Consider the following 21,208-nt stretch of genomic DNA (forward strand, 5'->3'; position numbering starts at 1 on the left):
GATCTACGAGCTTAGCCGACCTTGGGATTCACGACCGACACCTTCGGGCCGTTGCTGTCCCACTGACTGAGATACCAGTTGCGCTTCCACACCGGGTTCGTGGTGGTGATCGCGCCCGTCACGACGCTGCCGTTCAGCCGGAGACCGCCGACCGCGAACGAATCGCTCGTGCAGGTGTCGGTATGGTTCGTGATCTGGATGTCGACGTTCTTCGCGACTGGTCCAGGGAACGCGCCGAGGTAGACCAGAATGCCGCCGCCGGTGCAACCCCGAGTCGTCGGGCTGACGATCTTGATGCCCTGGAGCACTGCGTTGTTGTCGTTCGGCTCGATGTCGAGACCATACGACGGCGCCGTGCCGGAGATGTTTTCCCACAGCGGATTCGTGAACGTGATGCCGCTGCCGGACACAATCGTCGCGCCTTGACGGCGGCAGCCGTTCGCGTGGTGGCCGCTGATCGACACGTTCGAGCTCGGCTTGTTCGAGCCGCTCTGGCTATTGCCGATGTAGATGCCGTCGCCCCAGCAGTTGATCGTAGTCGGGTTCGTGATCGTGACGCCAGTGGAGCCGTTGATCGAAATGCCCATGCCCCATTGGCCGGAGGTGGCCGAGTTCAATTCCTTACTGCCATCGAGGTACGGTGCTTCGATGTTCACGTTGCTCACGTCCCACACGCGCATCATCTGGTATCCGGTGCTGTTGTGCGACAGCAGCTTGATCGACGCGCCGGGCGCGAAGCGGATATGCGTGTTCGAGCGCAGCGTGAGGCCAGTCGCGTCGATGCGGCTCTTGCCCGTGATGAGGAGAATCTGACCGACTGAGCCGTCGATGGCAGCCTGAAGCGCCGCGCGGTCGTTGGTCGAGCCATCGCCCTTCACGCCGAACGACTTGTCTTGCAGCACGCCGGCCGTGCTGGTGTTGCTCGTGCCTTGCGAGCCGCTGCTTGCAGTGGTGCCACGCGGGTCTGCGGTGCCGAGGTTCTGCCACGGCGTCGTGCCGCTCTTGAACCAGTTGCCCGCCGTGTTGCGGCCGTAGATGGCGCCATTGAGGTAGACGAGCGTCGTGTACGCGACCGGGGAGCCGGTTCCCATCGCCGTGCCGTTGCGCACCGCATGGCCGCCGACGAGCGTCCAGACGGCGCCCGAGCTATCGGTGATGGATGCTGCGGGCGGAATAGTCGTTCCGTTCGACGACGCGGCCTTTGCGACGGCGGCGGTATCGCCCATCCCGTCGGCATTTGTTTCACTACCGCCGCCACAGGCGGCCAAGGCGGCGCTGCCTGCACCCGCCATCACGAATGACAGGAACTTTCTACGCGTAAGGGATGCGTGGAGATTGTTAGAGACGCTAATCAGGGAATTTTCGGTCTGTGCTTTGAGTAGACGATTCGACGACACGGGAAATTATTCATGTTTGCTCAAGGAGACCGGAGTGTACTGTCCGCAAACTACCGATCGGGTTTCCTGTTGTAACAGGAAGAAAGAGCAAAACCCGTTCTTTTATTCATACCGTAGGTAGAGAAAACTATTTCATTCGTCTGCTTTACGGCAAAGATCAGACCGTTTTGGCGAAATAATTCCCTTTTATTAATAAGCTTATTCAGAGTTGGTGTAACAGATTGCCCAAGTGATGTAGCTATTTCCGACTAAGAGCACAAGCGGTCGTTCTAACCCAGCGACGAGCCTTCGTTCACCGATATATCCCGTTGCCTGCCGCACGATGCGCGGGGCGATTGTTTTACCGCTTTGCACGACGAAGTAAGCGTTTGCTACAACGTCTCTCGGCATTCTGTTCCCTTGGCTAGGCGCTGAGGCGGCTAGTTACTTCTGAGCTTTGCGCGTGAATTAGGGCGTTATCGCTCGCGCACTGGCTGTTTCGATTCGTGTTCCTAACTACATGAAGCCGCTATGTGGTGCAAAACGACACCCTTCCGACCTCCGGCAAGGCGCACACACTAGCGGCACAACGCATCGGTATGCGATGCATTGAGGCGCACGAAAGCAAGAGTAGTTGGGACAGCTCGAAACGAGAAAGAGGAGAAAAGGCAGAGCTTGGGAGAAGATGGTCCGAGACGTGACTTGAAGACCGACGCGACGATAACGAATCGCAATGCGACTGCCGACATCGACGAAACGCATGCCGGAGTCAATGCCGATGCGAGCGCATCGGCACGATCTAGGACGTGAAGACTGCCGGTTGCGTTGTCGACACCGGCAGAGGTTATCGCGAGTGCGCCGTGACCGGTCGACCTGGTGGAACGAGCCAATCGGTCACTGCGGATGTGCGCTACACGCCTTCCACAAGAACGGCGCGATACCGCGCGCCTCGGAACCGATGCTGCGCAACCTCTTGATATGCCGGACTGTCGTACCATGCACGCGCGGCGTCGGTCGACGGGAACTCCACGATCACGACACCCTCGGGCGCATCGCCTTCGAGGGCTTGCTGAGGTCCGTAAGCGGCGAGAACTTTCACGGGATGACCTTGCAAGGTCTCGCCGACCTTGCTTTGATATACGTCGAGTTCCTGCTGATCTTGCGTGCTCTCTCTTGTAAAAACAATGTAAGTGGCCATGGCAATCGCTTTCGCAGTGGTGTGAAGGTGTGCACGATGATGCCATGAAAGGGGCAAAGACCTCGGTGCACAGAGCAATGTCGAGAAAGCTCGGCATGGCTCGCTTTCACGCTTCGCGCACTGCCGTGGAAACGATATGGACGCAATTAAGGCGATTGCGCGTACGTTACGGACGTCCCACGCGTTGAGCGGCCTCTTACGAAGCCGCTCTTTCCCCTGAATGCTCACGCACTGATCTCTTTCGACCAACCGGCATACCACTTCCGGAACAATTCGAATTGCGTTTCTGCATAGCGGCGTTGCGCTTCGCTGAGTGCATCGGTTTCATTGAAATGAAGCGTGTATTCCTTGTCGCCGTTGAGCACCATCAGGTATTTGTAGTACAGCACCAGATCCGTGCCTTCGTCGAATGATGAAAGCACTGCAAGCGCGCTTTCAAGTTCCCGTGCCTGGCGACGCGCCGTCACGTCACCATCGCTCGCTTTGCGGCACAGATCGACGAGGTGCAAGACTTCGCGCGGCAACGCATTGCCGATGCCGGTAATCGCGCCTCGCGCGCCGCAGTTGACGAAGCCGTGAAAGACCTGCGTGTCCACGCCCACCATCAACGTGACGTTCTCGTCCTGGCTGGTGATGTTCTCCGCTGCATAGCGCATGTCCGCTGCGCCGCCGAACTCCTTGAACCCGATCAGGTTCGGGTACTTGGCCCGCAGCTCGAAGAACAGATCGGCGCGCGTGGCGAAGCCGTAGTAAGGGCTGTTATAGATGACTGCGGGAAGCGCTGGCGCCGCTTCCAGAATGGCAGAGAAATGCGCCTTCTGCGCGGCAGGCGACGCACCGCGCGACAGCACCCGCGGAATGACCATCAGGCCGCTGGCGCCGACCTTCGCCGCGTGCGCTGCATGCGATACGGCTTCCTTCGAATTCACCGCACCGGTGCCGACGATAGTCGGGACGCCGGCCTCGACGAGCCGCGCCACGCCTTCCTGACGCTGCGCTTCGCTCAGAAGGGGCCAGTCGCCCATCGATCCGCAGTACACCACTGCGTTCATGCCGAGGCCGACGAGCTCGCGCCCTTTGGAGACGAGCGCGTCGTAGTCCGGCGTGCGATCGGCCGTGCACGGCGTCATGAGCGCCGGAATGGTGCCCGTGAAGATGTTGTTGCCCATGTTGTTGCCCTCGACATTCGGTGACTATGATTCGTTGATTGAACTCGCCGATGCGACTGGCGATATGCCGCAGTATCACAAGCCAGAAGCATTCAGGCTTGCGTCGATTCCTGAAAACCAGTGACGAAATTGGCACAGCGACGTAGGGTTTGCCGATTTGCGTGCTGACGCCCGGTCGGCGAACATTGCAGGTACGCATTCGCGTTGTCTCTCCTGCCGCATCGCTCATTGCGCGTGATCGACATCGAGAGACGACTCGACCTCCAGTAACGTTGCGATGCGCGCCGGCACGAACGGCGGACGCTGCGCATCCGTCCTCCAGCCGAAACAGAACGCAGCCGCTTCACCGCAGATCTTCCCTTGACACGGTCCCATGCCGCAGCGCGTGTGCAGCTTCGCGTCGCGCCACGAGCGATACTTCGAGGCATCGCCGAAAGCGACGTCTTCGCATCGGCACAAGATGGTGCCCGGTTGGGCTAACGTGCGAAGCTCAGGATGCAACTCGAACGCCTCGTGCATGCGTCGCGCGAATTGCCGATACGCGTCGCGCGCCGCGAAGAGCGCCCGAGCGTGCTCGCGATCGCCCATCGCCGCATGCGCGGCTATGCGGCCTTCGAGCGCGGCAAGCTCCATGCCGCCCACGCCCGCGCACTCGCCCGCAGCATAGACATCGGGCACGGAAGTGGCCTGCCATTCATCCACACGTAATGCTGTTTCGAATCGTGTCTCGACAACCTCACAGCCGAGCGCGATGCCGATCTGAACGTTCGGCACGAGTCCATATGCGCAAGCTAAACGATCGCAATCGATGTTCATGTCTTCGTCGCCATGACGCACGCGCACCCGCGTCATGTGCGTCTCGCCGTGCGCTTCCGCGACGTAAGCGCCGCGATAATAAGGCGTCGCGCGCAGAGCGAAGCGCATGCGCGCCGCCTGCAACAGCTTCGCGGGCGTCTTCAACAGGCCGCTGGCGAAGCGCCGAACATGGCTTGCCGAAGCCTGCTCGACGATAGCCGCCACCGTCGCGCCGTGTTGGCGCGCCGTGATGGCCGCGGCCCAAAGAAGCGGCCCGGTGCCCGCAATCACGATACGCTGTCCCTCGACCGGCATGCCGCCCTTGATCAACGCCTGCAAGCCGCCTGCGCCCGTCACGCCCGGCAACGTCCAGCCGGGATACGGCAGAAAGCGCTCGCGCGCGCCTGTCGCGACGATCAGATTCTCGTAGCCGATCTGATAGCCGCGCGCCGCATCTTCGACGAGCAAGGTCTTACCGGGCAGCGATTGCACCACGCGCGTACCACAGAGACGAGCGATGTTCTTATGCCGAGCTAGCGCGTCGATGGCGGCGCGCGCCGGGCCTTTCGGCGCGTGTTGCGGCCCTTGCCGCCAGATCTGACCGCCGGGCAGCGCGTTATCGTCGATGATGCCGACTTGCACGCCCGCTTCTGCCGCAATACGCGCCGCATGAAGTCCAGCGGGACCCGCGCCGATGATAAGGATATCGAACTTCATCGCGCTACGCTTCCCGTCTCAACCGACATACCGTGCGCGCACAACGTCTGACAAGCGAGCCGATGCCGCACGCCATCGATCGTCACTCTGCATTCCTGGCAGATGCCCATGCCGCACAACGGACCACGGACGTCACCGCTCACCGAGCGCCGCGTGACGAAGCCCGCGCCACCTGCGGCGAGCGCCACGGCCGCCAGCACCGAACTGCCGTTCGCCACGCTCAAGGGGCGTCCATCGATATGAAGCGTCAACGATCGCTCAGACATGCACGGCTCCGTTGCTGATGCCACCTGTCACGCGGCTCGTCTGAAATCGCGACGGCAGATACGGCGTCGCGTCGATCGGCAATTGTGACGACGCGCCCGTCATTTGCGCGGCAATCAGCTTCGCGGTGGCAAGCGCCGTCGTCACGCCGAGTCCTTCGTGTCCCGTCGCAATCCACACCGGAACGTGCGCCGCATCGTCGCTAACGAACTGGGCAGCCGGGCCGATGAGCGGCAAGCCGTCGAGCGTCGCGGGCCGGAATCCGGTCCACGCGCGAATTGCATTGAGCGTCGGCAGCCGGGGAAGATACTCGCTTGCTCGCCGAAGCATGCGCGCCATGATCTCGGGCTCGATGGCCGCATCCACGTTGTCGAACTGCCGTGACGAGCCGATCAACAATTGCCCGGTCGGACGCGGCTGCACGTTGAACGCCACCGACGTACCGCTCGCGTTGTGCGCGCTCTTGATATAGCCCAGTTCGAGAATCTGATGTCGGATGGTGCCCGGATAGCGATCCGTGATGAGCAGATGCCCCTTCTTCGCCTGCATTGGCAATTCGGGCATCAAGTCGATGGCCTGCAAGCCATTCGCGACGAGCACCGCGCCCGCCGCGATGACTTCGCCGCTCGCGAGCACGACGCCTTCGCGCGTCAATCGCGCGACCGGTGCGTCTAGCCTGCAACTCACGCGGCCTCCGCCCGATGCATCGGCGATCAGCCACGCAGCGGCGGCCGGCGCGTAGACAACGGCGTCATCGGGGACGATCATGCCGCCCCTGAAACCTTCGCGCAGTTCAGGCTCAGCTTCGCGCAACTGCTGAGTATCCAGCATGTCGCATGCGATATTTTCGCTTGCGAGCGAATCGCGGCGCTCACGCGCCAGATCGAATTCTTCGTCGTCGGCAGCGACCCAGAGCGTGCCGCAACGCACGAAAGCCTGACGCTTGTCGAGACGCGGCGCGAGGTCGAGCCATAGCTGACGCGACCACGACGACAGCGCAAATTCAGCGGGCGTATCGTCCATCACGACGACGTGGCCCATGCCCGCCGCTGTCACGCCCCCGCCGATTCCCGCGCGATCGAGCACGAGCACATGCATGCCCTTGCTTGCGAGTTCGCGCGCGCATGCCGCGCCGACAATGCCCGCGCCGATCACGATCACATCCGGGCAGGCATGTCCCGAGACGGCACGCGCGTTCACGTGCGAATGCCCCACGCGAACGGATCGTCGCTGGAAAAGACGAGCTTCGCTTCGGCGTTCACATGCGCGGTTCCGCGAATGCTCGGCCGCACGCGTCCCGCCGCGTGATCGTCCATGCTTTCATAACGCGCCTCGAACACGCTGCCGACGATGCTTTCCTGCCGCCAGAGCGCGCCCGGCGCAAGCAAGCCATCGGCCGCGAGACAGGCGATCTTCGCGCTCGTGCCCGTTCCGCACGGCGAGCGGTCGTACGCCTTGCCGGGACACAGCACGAAGTTGCGGCTATCGACATCGGGCGTCGTCGAATCGGCGAACAGTTCGATATGGTCGATGACCGCGCCGCCTTCACCCGTGATGCCGTTTGCTTCGAGCGCTTCGCGGATCGCCCATGCAACGTCCGTCAGCGATTCGACGCGCGCGAAGTCAAGTGCCTGGCCATGATCGGACACGAGAAAGAACCAGTTGCCGCCCCACGCGATATCCCCATGCACGCGCCCGCGATTCGGCACGTCGAGCGGCACTTGCGTACGGTAACGGTAGGCAGGAACGTTGTGCACGGTGACGCTGAGATCGCTGTGCAGTTCCGCTTCGACGATCCCGACAGGCGTTTCTATGCGATGCACGCCGGGCTGGATGCGCCCGAGATGCGCGAGCGAAACGACGAGCCCGATAGTGCCGTGACCGCACATGCCGAGAAAGCCGACGTTATTGAAGAAGATGGCGCCCGCCGAGCACGATGGATCGTGCGGTTCGCACAACAACGCGCCAACCATGACGTCCGAGCCGCGCGGCTCATTGACGATGCCCGCGCGCACACGATCGTAGTCGCGGCGAAAAATCTCGAGGCGTTCGGGCAGCGGACCGCGACCGAGATCGGGGCCGCCCGAGATGACGAGTCGAGTCGGCTCTCCGCCGGTATGGGAGTCGACGACTTCGATGTGAGTGAGTGTTTTCATGAGGCAATGGTAAGCGCGCGCACTGCCAGCGTCTTGGCCGAACGCGTCTGCGCGAGTGATGAAATCGGCATAGCTTCGCGTGTCGCAAACACGGGTACAAACCCGACTAGTCAACGCACATAGCGCCGCTGCCGCTCGAACGCCGCGCAACTATGCGGATTTCTGCATCGCCACTGATTATTTCCCGCAAGACGCGGCGATCTTCGGCTTCGTATATTTGTGCGCGCCGTGCTTGGACGGCGCCGATGAAGCCCACAAAGAACACCACACTACGACACACGATCAAACCAAAGAGGATGCCTGAGACAATGAAAGTCGCCACTTCGTACGTATCGGCCGCGCTGGTTGCGTGCTCCACCTTCGCCAGCGCACCGTACGCGCTGGCTGCGTCGGCATCGCCGCAGAACGTCCAGATCGGCTTTGCGGCGCCGCTCACCGGCGGCCAGGGGCACTACGGCGCGGATTTTCGGAGCGGCGTCGAGCTCGCGATTGCAGACATGAATGCGACCAAGCCGGTCATCGGCGGTCAGCCCGTTCAGTTCGTGCTCAACGCGCAGGACGATCAGGCCGATCCGCGTACCGGCACCACGGTCGCTCAAAAGCTCGTGGACGATGGCGTGGTCGCTGTCATCGGCCACTACAACTCGGGCACCAGCATTCCGGCCGCGCCGATCTATGCGAAAGCGGGCATTCCCGAAGTCGCGATGGCGACCGCGCCCTCCTACACGCGGCTCGGGTTGCCGACGACGTTTCGCCTGCTGACATCCGATACGCAACTCGGCAGCGTGCTCGGCGAATACGTCGCGAAGGGCCTCAAGTTCAAGCGGCTCGCCATTGTCGATGACCGCACCGCGTACGGCCAGGGCGTTGCCGAAGAGTTCGCGAAAGCAGCCAAGGCGGCGGGCGCGACGATTGTTGATCAGGAGTACACAACAGATAAGGCCGTCGATTTTCGCGCGATTCTCACGAAGATCAAGTCCGCTGACGTGGATGCGGTCTTCTACGGCGGCGCCGATACGCAAGCCGCGCCGATGCTGAAGCAAATGCGTTCGCTCGCGATCAAGGCGGTGTTGATCGGCCCGGACATGCTTCAGTCCGAGAACCTGATCAAGATCGCAGGCGGCGCGGCGGAAGGCACGCTGGCGGCATCCGAGGGAAGTCCGCTTGCGCAGATGCCGGGCGGCAACGCGTTCGCCGAGCACTACAAGGCGCACTTCAGCAAGCCGGTGGAGCTGTACGCGCCGTATGCGTACGACGGCACCATGGCCGTTTTCAACGCAATGAAGAAAGCGGATTCCACTGATCCGCGCGTGTTCCTTACTGCGCTCAAGAGCACGAACATGAAAGGCGTGACTACGAGCGAGCTGTCGTACGACAATTACGGCGATCTGAAATACGGCGGCGTGACGGTCTATAAAGTCGCCAATGGCAAGTGGGTGCCGTTGCAAACCGTCGGCACGAAGTAACGCAAACGCGGTGGCCGCGTGCTTGGATAAGCGCGGCCACCGTTGGGTGAATGTCAGTGGGCGCGATCAGTCAGTCGTGCGTTGACCGGCACCGATATGCGGCAACAGCGCCGCGAGCCACAGCGAGACCGCCACGGCGCCTGCGTCCGGCGAACCGACGGCGCGCGTGCCCAGATAGCTTGCGCGACCCGCCTTCGGCGTCATCTGCGCGGTGTTCTGCGCGCCCTGCTGCGCTGCCGACACTGCCACTTCCCACGCCCGATGCGCGGGACTACCGGAAGTCAGCGCCTCTTCATAGGCGGACACGGCGGGAAAGAGCGCATCCAGCATCGTTCGATCGCCCGCTTTCGCGCCACCCAGATCGCTGATCGCCTCGACTGCCGCTCTGAACGCATGCGCCCAATCGAGCGCCGATGCATCGCCGATCTCTGCCAGGTGCCGCGACGCGCGCATCAGCGCGGTTGCATAGAACGGCCCCGAACTGCCCGCAATCGCGCGGCGCAGCGCCACGCTCAGCGCTGCCAGGGCGCTCGCAGGCGTGCCGAGATCGCTTTCGCTTACTTCGAGCAGGGCATGCGCGGCGCGCTTCATGCTCGCGCCGAGGTCTCCATCTCCGGCGACGGAATCGAGTTCGGTGAGCCTCGGTTCGTTTTCGATCAACGTATCCGCTACGGATTGCAGCGCCGCTTTCATCGCGCGCGTCCATTGATTCGGTTCTGCCTGCGCGGCCGCTGCGGTCGGGGACGGCTGCGCGGGACCGTCGATGCGAATGTCGCGATTGACCATGCCACCACCGGGCCATGCACGCGCCTCGGTCGGTGCATCGAGGAGATTCAGCGTTGCGTCGTCCGCCCGCAGCAGCGAGATGGAGCAGCCCGGCATGTCCAGCGCCGAGAGCAACGTCCCGGCCCATGCGCGCTCTATTTGAATGCCTCGTGCAGCAAGATTCTCGTGAGCGGCTCGCAGCACGATATCGAGCTCCATCTGCGGCGTGCCGCCGAGCCCGTTGACCAGCAACGCGACTCGCTCGCCGCTCGCGAGCGCCAGTTCATCGACGATGCTTGAAATGAGCACGTCGCAAAGCGCATCGGCGGGCAGCATCGCGGTACGCTCGACGCCTTTCTCACCGTGGATGCCGAGCCCCAATTCGATCTCGTCATCGCCGAGCGTGAAGCCCGATTTCTCCGCGCCGGGAATGGTGCAGCCATCGAGCGCGACGCCCATCGTGCCGAGATTCGCCGCTGCGTTGCGCGCGACGGACGCGACTTCTTCGAGCGTCATTCCACGGGCAGCCGCCGCGCCCGTGACCTTGTGCACGAGCACCGTCCCAGCGATGCCGCGCCGACGATCGCGTGCCGTCTCATCGCGCAAGGCAACGTCGTCGGCCACGATGACGACCTCGACCGGGATGCCCTCTGCGCGCGCCAATTCCGCAGCGAGGCCGAAATTGAGGCGATCGCCCGTGTAGTTCTTGACGATCAGTACCGCGCCGCGCGAACCGGCGGTTGCGCGGATTGCGGCGAGCACGGCGTCTGTGGACGGTGACGTGAACACTTCGCCGCAGACCGCGGCGCTCAGCATGCCCGCGCCGACGTACCCGCCATGCGCGGGTTCGTGGCCGCTGCCGCCGCCCGATATCACCGACACGGGGCGATCCGTGGCTTCGTTCTGCTCCCGTCGCACGAGCACGTTTTCAGCGCCGAGAATCGCGACGTGGGGCGCTTGCCGCGCGACGCCTTCGAGCATTTCACGCACGACGTCATGCGGGCTGTTGATCAGTTTCTTCATGGCTTTCTCTTGTGGCAGTCAACGGTGGCTCACAGTTTGCCGCATCGGACAATCCGTTGCTGCGACCGCGCGCAGTCCGCGAGATTCCATGCTCGTATTCGAGAAGGCGGACGCGTGTCTCGTGGAGGCGACAACACGCGAAACGTTGCAACGCCCCTACCATAACCAAGGGTGGGCAACGTTATAATCCGTCGCTTTGCGGCGCATACGCGCAGTAAAATTTTCCAACCGGTCATATCTCCCTCGAGAGCAGGGATGGCCAGCAGTGTCCGACAGCCTCCGTAGCAATCGCAGGTGTTGTGCTGCATTCAGACTGCGATTGTCATGTTCTTCCCCAGTAAGTCAGTCGCTTATCGCCGCCGTGCATCGGCAGCGAGCGTGCTTGTCGTCTGCATCGTGCTTTCTCCCTGCGTTCATGCCGATGGAAACAGTCCGGCCGAACAGCAGTTGGAGCCCATCATCGTCAGGGCAGAGAAGCTGCCCGCGCCGGCACAGCGCACGCCTATCGCGATGAGCGTCTATGGCGGTGTCTTTCTCGACAGCACAGGCGTGAGCGATATCAAGTCGCTTGCCGCCATCGCGCCGGACCTCAACTATGCGCAGGTGCAGACGGTCGTGCCCGTGCTGACGATTCGCGGCATCTCCAGTCGCGACACGACTGAGATCGGCGACCCGTCCGTTGTCGTCGTGACCGATGGCAGCTCGAACAATCGCCCGTATGCATTGAGCGGCACGCTCTACGATGTCGACCACATCTCGGTGCTGCGCGGACCCCAGGGCACGCTCTACGGACGCAACGCAGTGGGCGGCATCATCGATATCGTGACCGCGAAGCCGTCGCGGATCGCGGAGGGCCGCGCATCGGTCGATCTCGGCAACTACGCGACGCGCAATCTGGAGGCGATGATCAACGTTCCCGTGAACGACGTCCTGCAGTTTCGCGTGGCCGCTATCTCGCGCCGGCACGACGGCTATCTGAACAATGCGCCGCAGGCAGACGGCGACGACGAGGACACGCGCTCGGGACGGCTTTCGGTCGCGCTCGAACCGACCTCGCATCTGCGCATGCTGTTTACTGCGCAACAGACGTCGATGAAAGGCGTCGGCCCCGTGTCGCTCGACATTCCGTATCGCTACGATGCGAACGGCAACCTCTCGCACGACAAGCCGCCCTTTCCTGCCGACCCGCGCACGTTCACGTATGCGACGCCGCAATCGCAAAGCATCGAGGATACGATCGCGCGATGGAATGTCGCCTACGACTTCCCGAGCGTCGAATTGAGTTATACCGGCAGCTACGACAATCTGACATGGCGTCACGCAGCCGACAGCAGCCCGAGTTTCGCCGAGCCGGTGTCGTACCGGCAGAATGAGTTTCCGAAGACGCTGAATCAGGAAGTGCGCGTGAGTTCGCTCGGCAACGGGCGATTGTCTTGGCAGGCGGGCGTGTCGTACTTTCGCGAGTCGTCGTCGCTGTCGAGCGCGAACGAGTCGCCGTTCGATGGCGGCATGTATCTGCCCACGCTTGCGTTCGCGTATGGCATTCGCACCACATCGACGGCGGCGTATGGCCAGTCGTCGTATTGGTTGACCGACAAGATCAGACTGACCGCGGGCATGCGCGTGACGCGCGACGAGAAGAGCCGCGATGGCGAGTACTACTTCGCCAATTCGAATGAACCGCCCTTCGTCTATACGCATGTGCCGCAAAACAACTCCGGTGCATGGTCGAAGCCGACGGTTCATCTCGCGGCCGAATATGCGCCCACGTCGGCATGGATGACCTACATTCGCTACGACACCGGCTATAAGTCGGGCGGGTTCTCATCCTCGGGATCGTATGCGCCGGAGACGCTGAAGGGCGTCGAGCTCGGCACGAAATCGCTCTGGAACGCGCAGCGCGTGCAGATCAACGCAAGCGTCTTCGACTACGACTATTCGGGCCAGCAGATTGCGCAACTCGTGCCGTTCGCGGACGGGCGAACGGGAACGAGCATCGTCAACGCGGGCCGCACGCGCATCTATGGCGCGGACGCGGATATCCGCGCTTTGGTCGATCCGGTTGGCTTGCTCACGCTGTCGGTCGCGTGGCTGCACGCGCGCTTTACGGATTTCGTCGTGAACGATGGCAGCGGACACAACGTCCAGCTCGCCGGCAACGCGCCGCCGCAAAGCCCCACGTTCACTGTCGGCTTCGGGCTCGAACATACGTGGATGACGGCAGCCGGGCGAATCGTCGGCCGCGTGGACGCGAAGTTTCAGACGGGTCAGCACTTCACGATCTATAACTACGCGGACGATTACCAGAAGCCCTATCTGACCGCTGATCTCTCTGCCACCTGGACGCCGGTCCATAAGGACTTCGAAATAATGGCGTACGTGCGAAACGTGACGAATCAGCGCGTCTTCACGGCCGCAGAGGAATATACGTTCGATGACTCTTACCGATATGCGTTCTCGGCCCCGCGCACCCTCGGCGTGAAGGCGACCTATCTCTGGTAACGGCTTTCGTCACCGAAACACAATGGCGAGTCGCTGATCGGCCATCAACGTTTGATCAGCGCCTTACTCCGACCTCGCTTCGCGCCGCCGCCGCATAGGCCGGTTCGTCGAAAAGCGTTGGCCGCGAATAGAAGTCCTCGGCCCACTCGACGGCATCGTTTCCCCAGAACAGCCGGTCTCGCAACACCAGCGTCGGCACACCGAATACGCCTAGATCGATTGCGCGCTGCGTCTTGTCCTTAAGTTGTCGTTTGACATCCGCCGAGCCGACGCGCTCGTCTGCATCGTCGACGCCGAACTGCTTAGCGAATGCTTGAAATTCGACTTCGGGATCGCGCCCGTCGGCGAAAACGAAGTCGAGTGCTTTACCGACATCGACAGTGCGCGCGCCCAGCGATACGAGCAGGCGCTGCGCTGCAAGCGGATTGAATGGATGACGCGGCGGCATCGCGAACGGTACGCGCTGGCGGCCGGCAAGCCAGACGCACATCTGATAGGTGTGAATGCGCTTCGGCGGAATCTCTGCCGGTCCCAGCGTTCCCCAATGCTTCAGGAGCGCAGCGAAAAGAATGGGCACGGGCTGAATGTCCAGGCGATCCCGCAACGCCTCCAGACGGTGAAAAGCCAGATAGGAAAACGGGGATACGACGTCGAAAAACCACTCGGCCTTTTCCATCTTCGCGCTTCCGGATTCGTCGAATGACGGTCATTATCGCCGGATCGGAATGAGGCTGCTATCCGCAGATTCCCGGCGCTTCGGGCGGGCTTTGGCGTTGCGAGCCAGCCCATGTGGGCGCGTGTTACGTCATTGATTAGCGCATCTCTGCGCCTTTCGCTTTAGTCATCGTGATGCCGTCGACAGCCGCTGTCGTATGCTACTCAGCATTCGATTCGCTATGGCCGCGGAATCGAGCCTGTAGGCACCGGCTTTCAGTAGCATCTTGATGAACCCGACTTTGGCTGTATTGACCTCCGAAGGCGTGGAGCTACTGTCGTTCGTTACGCACGGGACATTGATTCGACCGGGCTTGTCTGCGCTGTCGTTCGTTCGAGTCATTCTGATTTGGTCTCTCACTGGCTTGTGCTTTGCTTAACGGTGCCTGCGTCGAAACCTTTACCGTACAGACGGCCATCGCCCGAAAAGGCTGGAAAATGTCGTGGCAGTGTGATGCAAGCGCGTGAGAAGCGCCGGCTCTGATCAATCGCCAGTCTTGGGACGGTCCGACGTCTCGTCGTCGGCCAGGCCCAAGGCCCAGCGCAGATCACGCACGAATTCGAGTGAGACATGAGTCCACTCCTCGCTACCCGGGCGGCAGTCACGCGGATTCCTTCGTCCACGAGCCCGACGGATCACCTCGATGCTGAGGCTCAATGCCCGTGCCTCGTCTCTTAGCGAGTCGTCGTCGAAAGCCGAATGGTCGTCTACGGTATCCATAACTTGGTTGTCGCGCCGTTGAGAGTAGCGGCAGCCTTGGGGTCTTCGGATCTTCGCTAAGGCGATGCATCCGATCTGATACCTCCGACGCAACGGCCGGTTTCGTCAGCGACCCCAGGACACCCCGCGACCTTAGAACGTCGACCAGTCGCCGTCAGTCGCCGAACTGGACACTGCCGCAGCAGCGACCGCTGGCTTCACCATACGCGCTACGACCGGCGCTTTCTTGACAGGGGACGGTCGCGTCGCCGGCTTCTCATCGCGGTTCATGGATGCCGTCGTTGTCCCAGCGAGCGTATGCGCCGTGCGGAACACAGCAACGGCCGCCGTCAGTTGCTTCGCCTGACTGTCCATTGAGCCCGCTGCTGCTGCCGCTTCCTCGACGAGCGCAGCGTTCTGCTGCGTGACTTCGTCCATCTGCGAGATGGCCTGATTCACCTGCTCGATGCCGCGGCTCTGCTCGTGAGACGCAGATGCAATGTCGCCCATGATGTCGGTGACACGCTGAATCGCAGTGCCGACGCGCTGCATCGTGTCGCCCGCCCTCGCCACCAGTTGCGTCCCGGCTTGCACACGAGTGCCTGACGTCTCGATCAGCTCCTTGATGTCCTTCGCCGCGGCCGACGAGCGCTGCGCGAGGCTGCGGACTTCACTCGCCACCACCGCGAAGCCCCGGCCTTGCTCTCCCGCCCGCGCGGCTTCCACCGCAGCGTTCAGCGCAAGAATATTGGTCTGGAAAGCGATGCCCTCAATCATGCCGATGATTTCAGCGATCTTTGCCGAACTCTCTTCGATGCCCGCCATCGTCTCGACCACTTGACTGACGATAGCGCTACCCTCGTTGGCGACGGCATTGGCGTCGTCCGCCAGGCTACTCGCCTGCGTGGCGTTCTCCGAATTCTGCTTGACCGTGGTGGTCAGTTCTTCCATGCTCGCGGCGGTTTCCTGCAGCGATGCCGCTTGCTCTTCGGTACGCGACGATAGGTCCGTATTGCCTGCCGCGATCTGCTTGCTGGCGCTCGCAATGGCTTCGCAACTCGACCGAACCGTTCCGACAGTGGCGGCCAACTTGTCTTTCATGGTGGCAACGCCCGCAAGCAACTGCCCCATCTCGTCATGCGTCTTGATGGACACATCGTGCGTGAGATCGCCAGCGGAGATGTGTTCAAAGTGCTTCAGCGCTTCTGCAAGCGGCGTCATGATGGCCCGGCGCAGAACGAACCAGCCGAACGCTGCAGCAGCGATGCCAGCGAGCAGCGCCAGCACGCCGAGCATGCGCAATGTCGATGCATGCGCGTCGTTCTCCGCTTCCTGGCGCACGGCATCGGCAAGCTGGTAGGACTTCAGTTTGTCGAACGCATCGATACACCGGTTGTAGGCCGCAGGCAAATCTTTGAGCGCGAGGCGAGAGACGTTTTCCTTCTCGCCCGCTTCGATTGCCGCGCCGAACTTCTCGATGACTTCGCGCATCTGGGCGCGCGCAGCGACGACGTCCTTTGCGAGCGCGTCTTCGTCGGGTCCGCGAGGAATGGCGTTGTACTTGCTGAACCACTCGTCGGATTCGCGCATGAATCCATCCGCGCGGGCGCGCAGTCCGCTGGCGTCGGGAGCGGTGGGATCCAGCGCGTAACGGTCGAGCGACAGCCGGGCTCGCGCGGTGAAGTTGCTCGATATGCCGAGTGCATTGACGGCTGGAAGCGAATTCTCGGCGATGTCTCTCGCCGATGCATGAATTGCGCTAATACCGTACAGCCCGAAGCTCACCGAAAGAGTCAGCATCAAACCGAGGAAAGCCATGGTGAGCGCAAGCCGCGCCCGAATCGAGAGGTTTTTCATCGTGCTTTGGTTGTGGCGCGTGAAGAGTGCGATACGGCAGTCGCGCGTGCTGCCGCTGATCGAATATGAACGTCAATGCTTATCGGCAGCGCGGTCGGACAATTCAGTCAATTTGCTCGCGCCACTCTCTAATGCCGTGCTCGGAAGGTAGAAGTGACCGATCGGTCGTTTTTGTCGGGACTGTACTCGTTCGAGGCGTGAGCGCGGCACGGTCGACTAGCTAGTCAGTCTTTTGCTTGATCGCGGGAACCTGCTTCGCCGTGCTGCGCGTTCTAATCGGCTATCCAGCGAATGCTGCAAATCTCGACTCAAGTTCTCCCGCCGCTCACCGTTAACGCGTTCGACTGCGGCGAATGCCCAGGCCACGAACAACGCCAATTCCAACAACAAGGAGACTCAGTCATGAGCCGCAGTGCGCAGACGGGCGACAACAGCCTTGCAACGACATGCGTCGCGCGGCAACCCATCGTCGACCGGGCGGGCCGCCTGGCGGCCTATGAACTCCTGTTCAGGGATGGCGATAGCGGCGTGGCGAATATCAGCGATGGCTTCAGGTGCACGGCCGAGGTCGTCGAGCGCACGCTGGGCGCGCTGGGGCTTACTACGGTGCTGGATGGTCTCGACGGCTATCTCAACTGCACGGCCGATTTTCTGCATTCCGCGCTGCCGCAAATGCTTCCGAGCCAGCACTTCGTCCTCGAGGTGCTCGAGACATGCGAACTGGACGACGCGTTGAAGGAGCGTTGCATCGCGCTTCGCCGTGCCGGTTTCCGCGTCGCCATCGACGACGTCGTCGCGATCACCCCGCAGATCGAAGCGTTTCTGCCTGCCGTGGATATCGTGAAGCTGGAATGGCCCGCCCTCGATGCCGCTGCGGCGAAAGCGATGGTCCGCGATCTGAAGCGCGCGAGCAAGATAGTCGTGGCAGAGAAAGTGGACGATCATCAGCAGTTGCAGGCCGCCCTGGACGCGGGTTGCGATCTGGTTCAGGGCTTCTATTTCAGCCGGCCGCAGCTTCTGCGGGCCCGCCGTATCGTCCCCGATGTCTCACAGCTGCTCGCAGTGCTGAACCTTCTGATCAACGATGCGCCGGATCAGCGCATCGTCAATGCGCTGTCGGGCATGCCGGTGCTCGTCGCGCAACTGATGCGGCTCGCGAACTGCTCGGCGAGCGCCAATGTCAAGCAAGCCGCGATTACGTCTTTGCATCATGCGCTGGCGGTCACCGGCACGACGCGACTGTTCGAATGGTGCAGTCTGCTGCTTTACAACCATCCGGATTCCGGGGACCTCAGTCGCGACCCGGTGATCGCACTCGCCACTCAGCGCGCGTCTTTCATGATGCAAGCCGCTTTGCGACAACGCCCCTCGGAGACCGCATTCGCTCAGACGGCTTCGCTCACAGGCATGCTTTCACTGCTGCATGTGATCTATGGTCGTGAGCAAGCTCAATTCGCGCAGGAACTACCGCTTGCGCAGAGCATTAGAGATGCGCTCGCCGATCGCCGCGGTGAACTGGGGCAGTTGCTTGGCGCCGCAGAGGTATTCGAAAGCCGGCCGGAGAAAAACAGCGCGTCGATAGAGGTCGGAGACGCTGGGAAAGCGATGGACGACAGCGTTTGCGTGTGATCTCGCGGGATGACACGCGCGGTCACGTTGCGCCGTGAAGTAAGAACGCTTACAGCCTACGCAGCAAGCACCCTCCGCCAACGAATAGACGCTTGACGGACCGCGTCGATCCTTACTGCGGCGACCTCGCGGCTTGCCCGTTAGATTGATCCTGCGCCGCGGCCTGCGCCTGCGTGCGGGCAGCCGCGTCCTCCTTGGCCTTCTTGTTAGCCATGTGTCGACCGACAAGACAACCGCCGGCCGCGCCCAGCACCGCATGGCCCTTTCCTACGAAATGTCCGCCGACACCACCTACTGCTGCACCCTTCAGACATCCTGCTGCTTGCGCCTGGCCTACAGTTGCCGCTGCAAGAACGGCGGCGAGGAACATCGATGCTTTCGTTTTCATATCGTCTTTTCGTACCCGGTAGTGAGAGATCGAGCGTAGGCGACGCGAGGCTTTGCGTTGCATAGCGTTCAACGCTCGATGCATGTTCTCGGATGACTCGCCGCTACCGCCATCCAAGAAGCGTGGCTGAAGCTAGCGAACGCAAAGGTACGAAGCAAGACACGGACCCGCATACAGCCCCGATCCACCGAGCCGCTTCTAATTCGAAAGGTAATCGGCAAGGCGAAGCAGCATGGCATCGCAGTCGCGCAACTGCTCAACCGTCACGAACTCATCGGGCTTATGCCCCTGATCCATGCTGCCCGGGCCGCAAACGACGGTCGGAATGCCGGCTTGCTCGAAGAGGCCGCCTTCGGTGCCGAACGCGACCGTGCCGAATTCCGTCGATCCGGCGATTAGCGCAAGAAGCCGCGCGGCCTGGCTATCAGGCGGCGTGGCGAGGCCGGGGTAAGCCGACAACGAATGCAGACTGATACCGGTATCCGGTTTCACCGCGTGCATCTTCGGCAACAGTGTCGACTCGGCATAGCTTTGCAGACGTTGCGCGACCACGTTGGCATCGAAGCCGGGCAACGCGCGCACTTCGAAGTCGAAATCACATTCGGCCGGCACGATGTTGAGCGCGCGGCCGCCCTTGATGACGCCGGTCTGCACTGTCGAGTAAGGCGGATCGAACCGTTCGTCGCGATGCTCGGGCTGCGCGAGTTCTTCGCCGATCTCGTCGAGATGATTGATCAGACGCGCCGCGTATTGAATGGCGTTGACGCCGTACGGCGCGTACGCGGAATGACACGGCGCGCCCTTCACGCAGCAGCGCATGGCGAGCTTGCCCTTGTGTCCGAGTACCGGCTTGAGTTCCGTCGGCTCGCCGATGAGACACAGCACCGGCTTGTGTTCCCGATGCGCGAGTTGCGCGAGCATCGGACGCACGCCGAGGCATCCGACTTCCTCTTCATATGAAAATGCCAGATGCACGGGCATCTTGAGATCGCGTTCGATGAACGTCGGCACCGCTGCGAGCACCGACGCGAGATAGCCCTTCATGTCCGCCGTGCCGCGTCCATAGAGACGCCCTTCTTTCTCGACAAGCTTGAACGGATCGACAGTCCATGCCTGCCCATCGACGGGCACGACATCGGTATGTCCTGACAAAGCAATGCCGCCGCGATCGCGCGGGCCGATGGTGGCAAAGAGACTCGCCTTGGTGCGCTCGTCGTTATGAAAGAGCTCGCATTCGACGCCATGTTGCGCGAGATAATCGCGAACGAACTCGATGAGCGCGAGATTCGAGTCGCGGCTGACCGTCGCGAAACCGATCAGCTTTTCGAGTAGCACACGGCTTCGCATCTCATTCATCGCCCGGCACTCCATAGCTCGGCGCGGCGGTCGGATTCAGTGCGCGCGTCACGTAGTCGTTCATCTGCGGCGCGTAGGTGGTCCACAAGTCGCGGAGCTTGCCGATGGGGTCATCATCGGCCCAATCCACGCGCAAATCGACGAGCGGCCAGCTCAGATCGCTCACGATCTTCAGCGCGGCCGAATGCACAGGGCCCGCCTCGCCGCCTGCCGCCATGGCCGCTTGCATGGCCACCAGCAAGCGATCCGCGAGCAAGCCGTCGGCTTGCGCGAATGCAAGCGGCATCGCATCGATAACATGCGTGCCCGCCAGCATGTTGCCCGCCGCGACGCATTGATTGCCCGCCACGGCGTGATGCGTGCCGAGCGCTTCCTTGCCGCTGAAAAACGCCGTGCGCCCTTGAGCGTCGATGACCGTCACCTGCCGGTACTCGCGCCATTCGTTCGCACCGAGCGCCTGTTGCAGGGCCTCCGCTGGCGCAAGCCGCTTGTCCGCCAGAAGCTCCAGAATCTGCGGCCCGAGCGCGGGCAGCGTGACGTTCTGCGTGGCGACGGCGCCGACGCCCGCGCGCAGCCATGGGCAACGCGCGCCGACCGCGATGCTCGACGAACTGATCGCAATGCCGAGCTGCCCCGTTTTGTCACACCGACCGACGATAGAGAAAGTCATTAGGTGTCCTTTACGCTTCCGGTGTCCATCCATCGGGGATCACGGCGATCACGTCGATCTCCATGAGCCATTGCGGCTGGCCCAACGCAACGACGGTGAGCCCGGTCGAAATGGGAAACACGCCCTTGAGCCACTTGCCGACTTCCCTGTACACCGGCTCGCGATAACGCACGTCGGTGAGGTACGTCGTCGTTTTGACGATGTGCGAGAGGTCGCTGCCCGCTTCTTGGAGCAACTGCTTCACGTTCTTCATCGCCTGCTCGGCCTGCGCGCGCGCATCGCCGAGGCCGACGAGATTGCCTTCGAAATCGGTGCCCACTTGCCCGCGAACATAAACGGTATTGCCCGCTCGCACGGCCTGGCAGAGATCGTTGTCGAGTGTCTGATTCGGATACGTATCCTTCGTATTGAACATGCGGATACGGGTATGCGTCGGTTGGCTCATCGATTCACCTGATTCGGT

General features: G+C 62.1%; 18 protein-coding genes. 3 read left to right on the forward strand and 15 right to left on the reverse strand.

Annotated features, from left to right (window positions below; genetic code table 11):
• Positions 1-11 precede the first annotated feature (11 nt).
• The 7 genes from LDZ24_RS22250 to LDZ24_RS22280 all read right to left on the reverse strand — a co-directional run bounded on the left by LDZ24_RS22250 (position 12) and on the right by LDZ24_RS22280 (position 7,675).
• Complete coding sequence (locus LDZ24_RS22250) at positions 12-1,226, reverse strand: right-handed parallel beta-helix repeat-containing protein (protein WP_248323392.1); 1,215 nt, start codon at positions 1,224-1,226, stop codon at positions 12-14.
• A gap of 1,060 nt (positions 1,227-2,286) precedes the next feature.
• Complete coding sequence (locus LDZ24_RS22255; RefSeq protein WP_248323393.1) at positions 2,287-2,574, reverse strand: DUF1330 domain-containing protein; 288 nt, start codon at positions 2,572-2,574, stop codon at positions 2,287-2,289.
• Positions 2,575-2,798: 224 nt separating this feature from the next.
• Positions 2,799-3,743 carry a dihydrodipicolinate synthase family protein gene (locus LDZ24_RS22260; RefSeq protein ID WP_248323394.1) on the reverse strand — a complete coding sequence of 315 codons (945 nt, stop codon included), beginning with the start codon at positions 3,741-3,743 and terminating at the stop codon, positions 2,799-2,801.
• A gap of 225 nt (positions 3,744-3,968) precedes the next feature.
• On the reverse strand, positions 3,969-5,255 hold the full coding sequence (locus LDZ24_RS22265; RefSeq protein WP_248323395.1) for an FAD-dependent oxidoreductase: 1,287 nt from the start codon (positions 5,253-5,255) through the stop codon (positions 3,969-3,971).
• Entirely contained in the window at positions 5,252-5,521 is a 270-nt protein-coding gene (locus LDZ24_RS22270) for a 2Fe-2S iron-sulfur cluster-binding protein (protein ID WP_248323396.1), read from the reverse strand. The genes LDZ24_RS22265 and LDZ24_RS22270 overlap by 4 nt, the downstream gene beginning before the upstream one ends.
• Positions 5,514-6,734, reverse strand: a complete 1,221-nt coding sequence (locus LDZ24_RS22275) for an FAD-binding oxidoreductase (protein ID WP_248323397.1) — start codon at positions 6,732-6,734, stop codon at positions 5,514-5,516. Before LDZ24_RS22275 ends, LDZ24_RS22270 begins: the two co-directional genes overlap by 8 nt.
• Entirely contained in the window at positions 6,716-7,675 is a 960-nt protein-coding gene (locus LDZ24_RS22280; protein WP_305854729.1) for a 4-hydroxyproline epimerase, read from the reverse strand. The genes LDZ24_RS22275 and LDZ24_RS22280 overlap by 19 nt, the downstream gene beginning before the upstream one ends.
• A gap of 296 nt (positions 7,676-7,971) precedes the next feature.
• Between LDZ24_RS22280 and LDZ24_RS22285 the strand changes: the two genes are divergently transcribed.
• Positions 7,972-9,141 (forward strand): branched-chain amino acid ABC transporter substrate-binding protein, encoded by a 1,170-nt coding sequence (locus LDZ24_RS22285; protein ID WP_371747468.1) that lies wholly within the window; start codon positions 7,972-7,974, stop codon positions 9,139-9,141.
• 66 nt (positions 9,142-9,207) lie between these two features.
• Here the strand turns inward: LDZ24_RS22285 and LDZ24_RS22290 are convergent, their stop codons facing one another.
• On the reverse strand, positions 9,208-10,929 hold the full coding sequence (locus tag LDZ24_RS22290; protein WP_248323399.1) for a dihydroxyacetone kinase family protein: 1,722 nt from the start codon (positions 10,927-10,929) through the stop codon (positions 9,208-9,210).
• A gap of 324 nt (positions 10,930-11,253) precedes the next feature.
• Between LDZ24_RS22290 and LDZ24_RS22295 the strand changes: the two genes are divergently transcribed.
• On the forward strand, positions 11,254-13,431 hold the full coding sequence (locus LDZ24_RS22295; protein WP_248323400.1) for a TonB-dependent receptor: 2,178 nt from the start codon (positions 11,254-11,256) through the stop codon (positions 13,429-13,431).
• A gap of 55 nt (positions 13,432-13,486) precedes the next feature.
• On the opposite strand, the gene LDZ24_RS22300 is transcribed toward LDZ24_RS22295, so the two are convergent.
• The 3 genes from LDZ24_RS22300 to LDZ24_RS22305 all read right to left on the reverse strand — a co-directional run bounded on the left by LDZ24_RS22300 (position 13,487) and on the right by LDZ24_RS22305 (position 16,702).
• Complete coding sequence (locus LDZ24_RS22300; RefSeq protein ID WP_248323401.1) at positions 13,487-14,107, reverse strand: 2-hydroxychromene-2-carboxylate isomerase; 621 nt, start codon at positions 14,105-14,107, stop codon at positions 13,487-13,489.
• Positions 14,108-14,272: 165 nt separating this feature from the next.
• Entirely contained in the window at positions 14,273-14,488 is a 216-nt protein-coding gene (locus LDZ24_RS28205) for a flagellar biosynthesis anti-sigma factor FlgM (protein WP_371747469.1), read from the reverse strand.
• Positions 14,489-14,998: 510 nt separating this feature from the next.
• Positions 14,999-16,702: a methyl-accepting chemotaxis protein gene (locus LDZ24_RS22305; RefSeq protein WP_248323402.1), complete on the reverse strand. Its 1,704-nt coding sequence runs from the start codon at positions 16,700-16,702 to the stop codon at positions 14,999-15,001.
• A 291-nt stretch (positions 16,703-16,993) separates the two neighbouring features.
• Here LDZ24_RS22305 and LDZ24_RS22310 point away from each other — a divergent pair, with 291 nt between their 5' ends.
• Positions 16,994-18,331, forward strand: coding sequence for an EAL and HDOD domain-containing protein (locus LDZ24_RS22310; RefSeq protein ID WP_248323403.1), 1,338 nt, complete (start codon positions 16,994-16,996; stop codon positions 18,329-18,331).
• Between the two features lie 112 nt (positions 18,332-18,443).
• Here LDZ24_RS22310 and LDZ24_RS22315 read toward each other — a convergent pair whose 3' ends face one another.
• From LDZ24_RS22315 to LDZ24_RS22330, 4 genes are all read right to left on the reverse strand, one after another.
• Positions 18,444-18,719, reverse strand: a complete 276-nt coding sequence (locus LDZ24_RS22315; RefSeq protein ID WP_248323404.1) for a hypothetical protein — start codon at positions 18,717-18,719, stop codon at positions 18,444-18,446.
• Positions 18,720-18,917: 198 nt separating this feature from the next.
• Positions 18,918-20,075, reverse strand: coding sequence for an acetylornithine deacetylase (gene argE / locus LDZ24_RS22320; RefSeq protein WP_248323405.1), 1,158 nt, complete (start codon positions 20,073-20,075; stop codon positions 18,918-18,920).
• Complete coding sequence (locus LDZ24_RS22325) at positions 20,068-20,745, reverse strand: DUF1028 domain-containing protein (RefSeq protein ID WP_248323406.1); 678 nt, start codon at positions 20,743-20,745, stop codon at positions 20,068-20,070. Before LDZ24_RS22325 ends, argE begins: the two co-directional genes overlap by 8 nt.
• 10 nt (positions 20,746-20,755) lie before the next feature.
• A complete protein-coding gene (locus tag LDZ24_RS22330) occupies positions 20,756-21,190 on the reverse strand; it encodes a RidA family protein (protein ID WP_248323407.1) in 435 nt (144 codons plus the stop codon).
• Positions 21,191-21,208 lie beyond the last annotated feature (18 nt).

The organism is Caballeronia sp. Sq4a (assembly GCF_023170545.1).
GTDB lineage: Bacteria > Pseudomonadota > Gammaproteobacteria > Burkholderiales > Burkholderiaceae > Caballeronia.

Coding starts and splice junctions, on each gene's coding strand:
- LDZ24_RS22250 (WP_248323392.1), bottom strand. CDS start 1,226: ATGGGCGATACCGCCGCCGTCGCAAAGGCCGCGTCGTCGAACGGAACG.
- LDZ24_RS22255 (WP_248323393.1), bottom strand. CDS start 2,574: ATGGCCACTTACATTGTTTTTACAAGAGAGAGCACGCAAGATCAGCAG.
- LDZ24_RS22260 (WP_248323394.1), bottom strand. CDS start 3,743: ATGGGCAACAACATCTTCACGGGCACCATTCCGGCGCTCATGACGCCG.
- LDZ24_RS22265 (WP_248323395.1), bottom strand. CDS start 5,255: ATGAAGTTCGATATCCTTATCATCGGCGCGGGTCCCGCTGGACTTCAT.
- LDZ24_RS22270 (WP_248323396.1), bottom strand. CDS start 5,521: ATGTCTGAGCGATCGTTGACGCTTCATATCGATGGACGCCCCTTGAGC.
- LDZ24_RS22280 (WP_305854729.1), bottom strand. CDS start 7,675: ATGAAAACACTCACTCACATCGAAGTCGTCGACTCCCATACCGGCGGA.
- LDZ24_RS22285 (WP_371747468.1), top strand. CDS start 7,972: ATGCCTGAGACAATGAAAGTCGCCACTTCGTACGTATCGGCCGCGCTG.
- LDZ24_RS22290 (WP_248323399.1), bottom strand. CDS start 10,929: ATGAAGAAACTGATCAACAGCCCGCATGACGTCGTGCGTGAAATGCTC.
- LDZ24_RS22295 (WP_248323400.1), top strand. CDS start 11,254: ATGTTCTTCCCCAGTAAGTCAGTCGCTTATCGCCGCCGTGCATCGGCA.
- LDZ24_RS22300 (WP_248323401.1), bottom strand. CDS start 14,107: ATGGAAAAGGCCGAGTGGTTTTTCGACGTCGTATCCCCGTTTTCCTAT.
- LDZ24_RS28205 (WP_371747469.1), bottom strand. CDS start 14,488: ATGACTCGAACGAACGACAGCGCAGACAAGCCCGGTCGAATCAATGTC.
- LDZ24_RS22305 (WP_248323402.1), bottom strand. CDS start 16,702: ATGAAAAACCTCTCGATTCGGGCGCGGCTTGCGCTCACCATGGCTTTC.
- LDZ24_RS22310 (WP_248323403.1), top strand. CDS start 16,994: ATGCTGCAAATCTCGACTCAAGTTCTCCCGCCGCTCACCGTTAACGCG.
- LDZ24_RS22315 (WP_248323404.1), bottom strand. CDS start 18,719: ATGAAAACGAAAGCATCGATGTTCCTCGCCGCCGTTCTTGCAGCGGCA.
- argE (WP_248323405.1), bottom strand. CDS start 20,075: ATGAATGAGATGCGAAGCCGTGTGCTACTCGAAAAGCTGATCGGTTTC.
- LDZ24_RS22325 (WP_248323406.1), bottom strand. CDS start 20,745: ATGACTTTCTCTATCGTCGGTCGGTGTGACAAAACGGGGCAGCTCGGC.
- LDZ24_RS22330 (WP_248323407.1), bottom strand. CDS start 21,190: ATGAGCCAACCGACGCATACCCGTATCCGCATGTTCAATACGAAGGAT.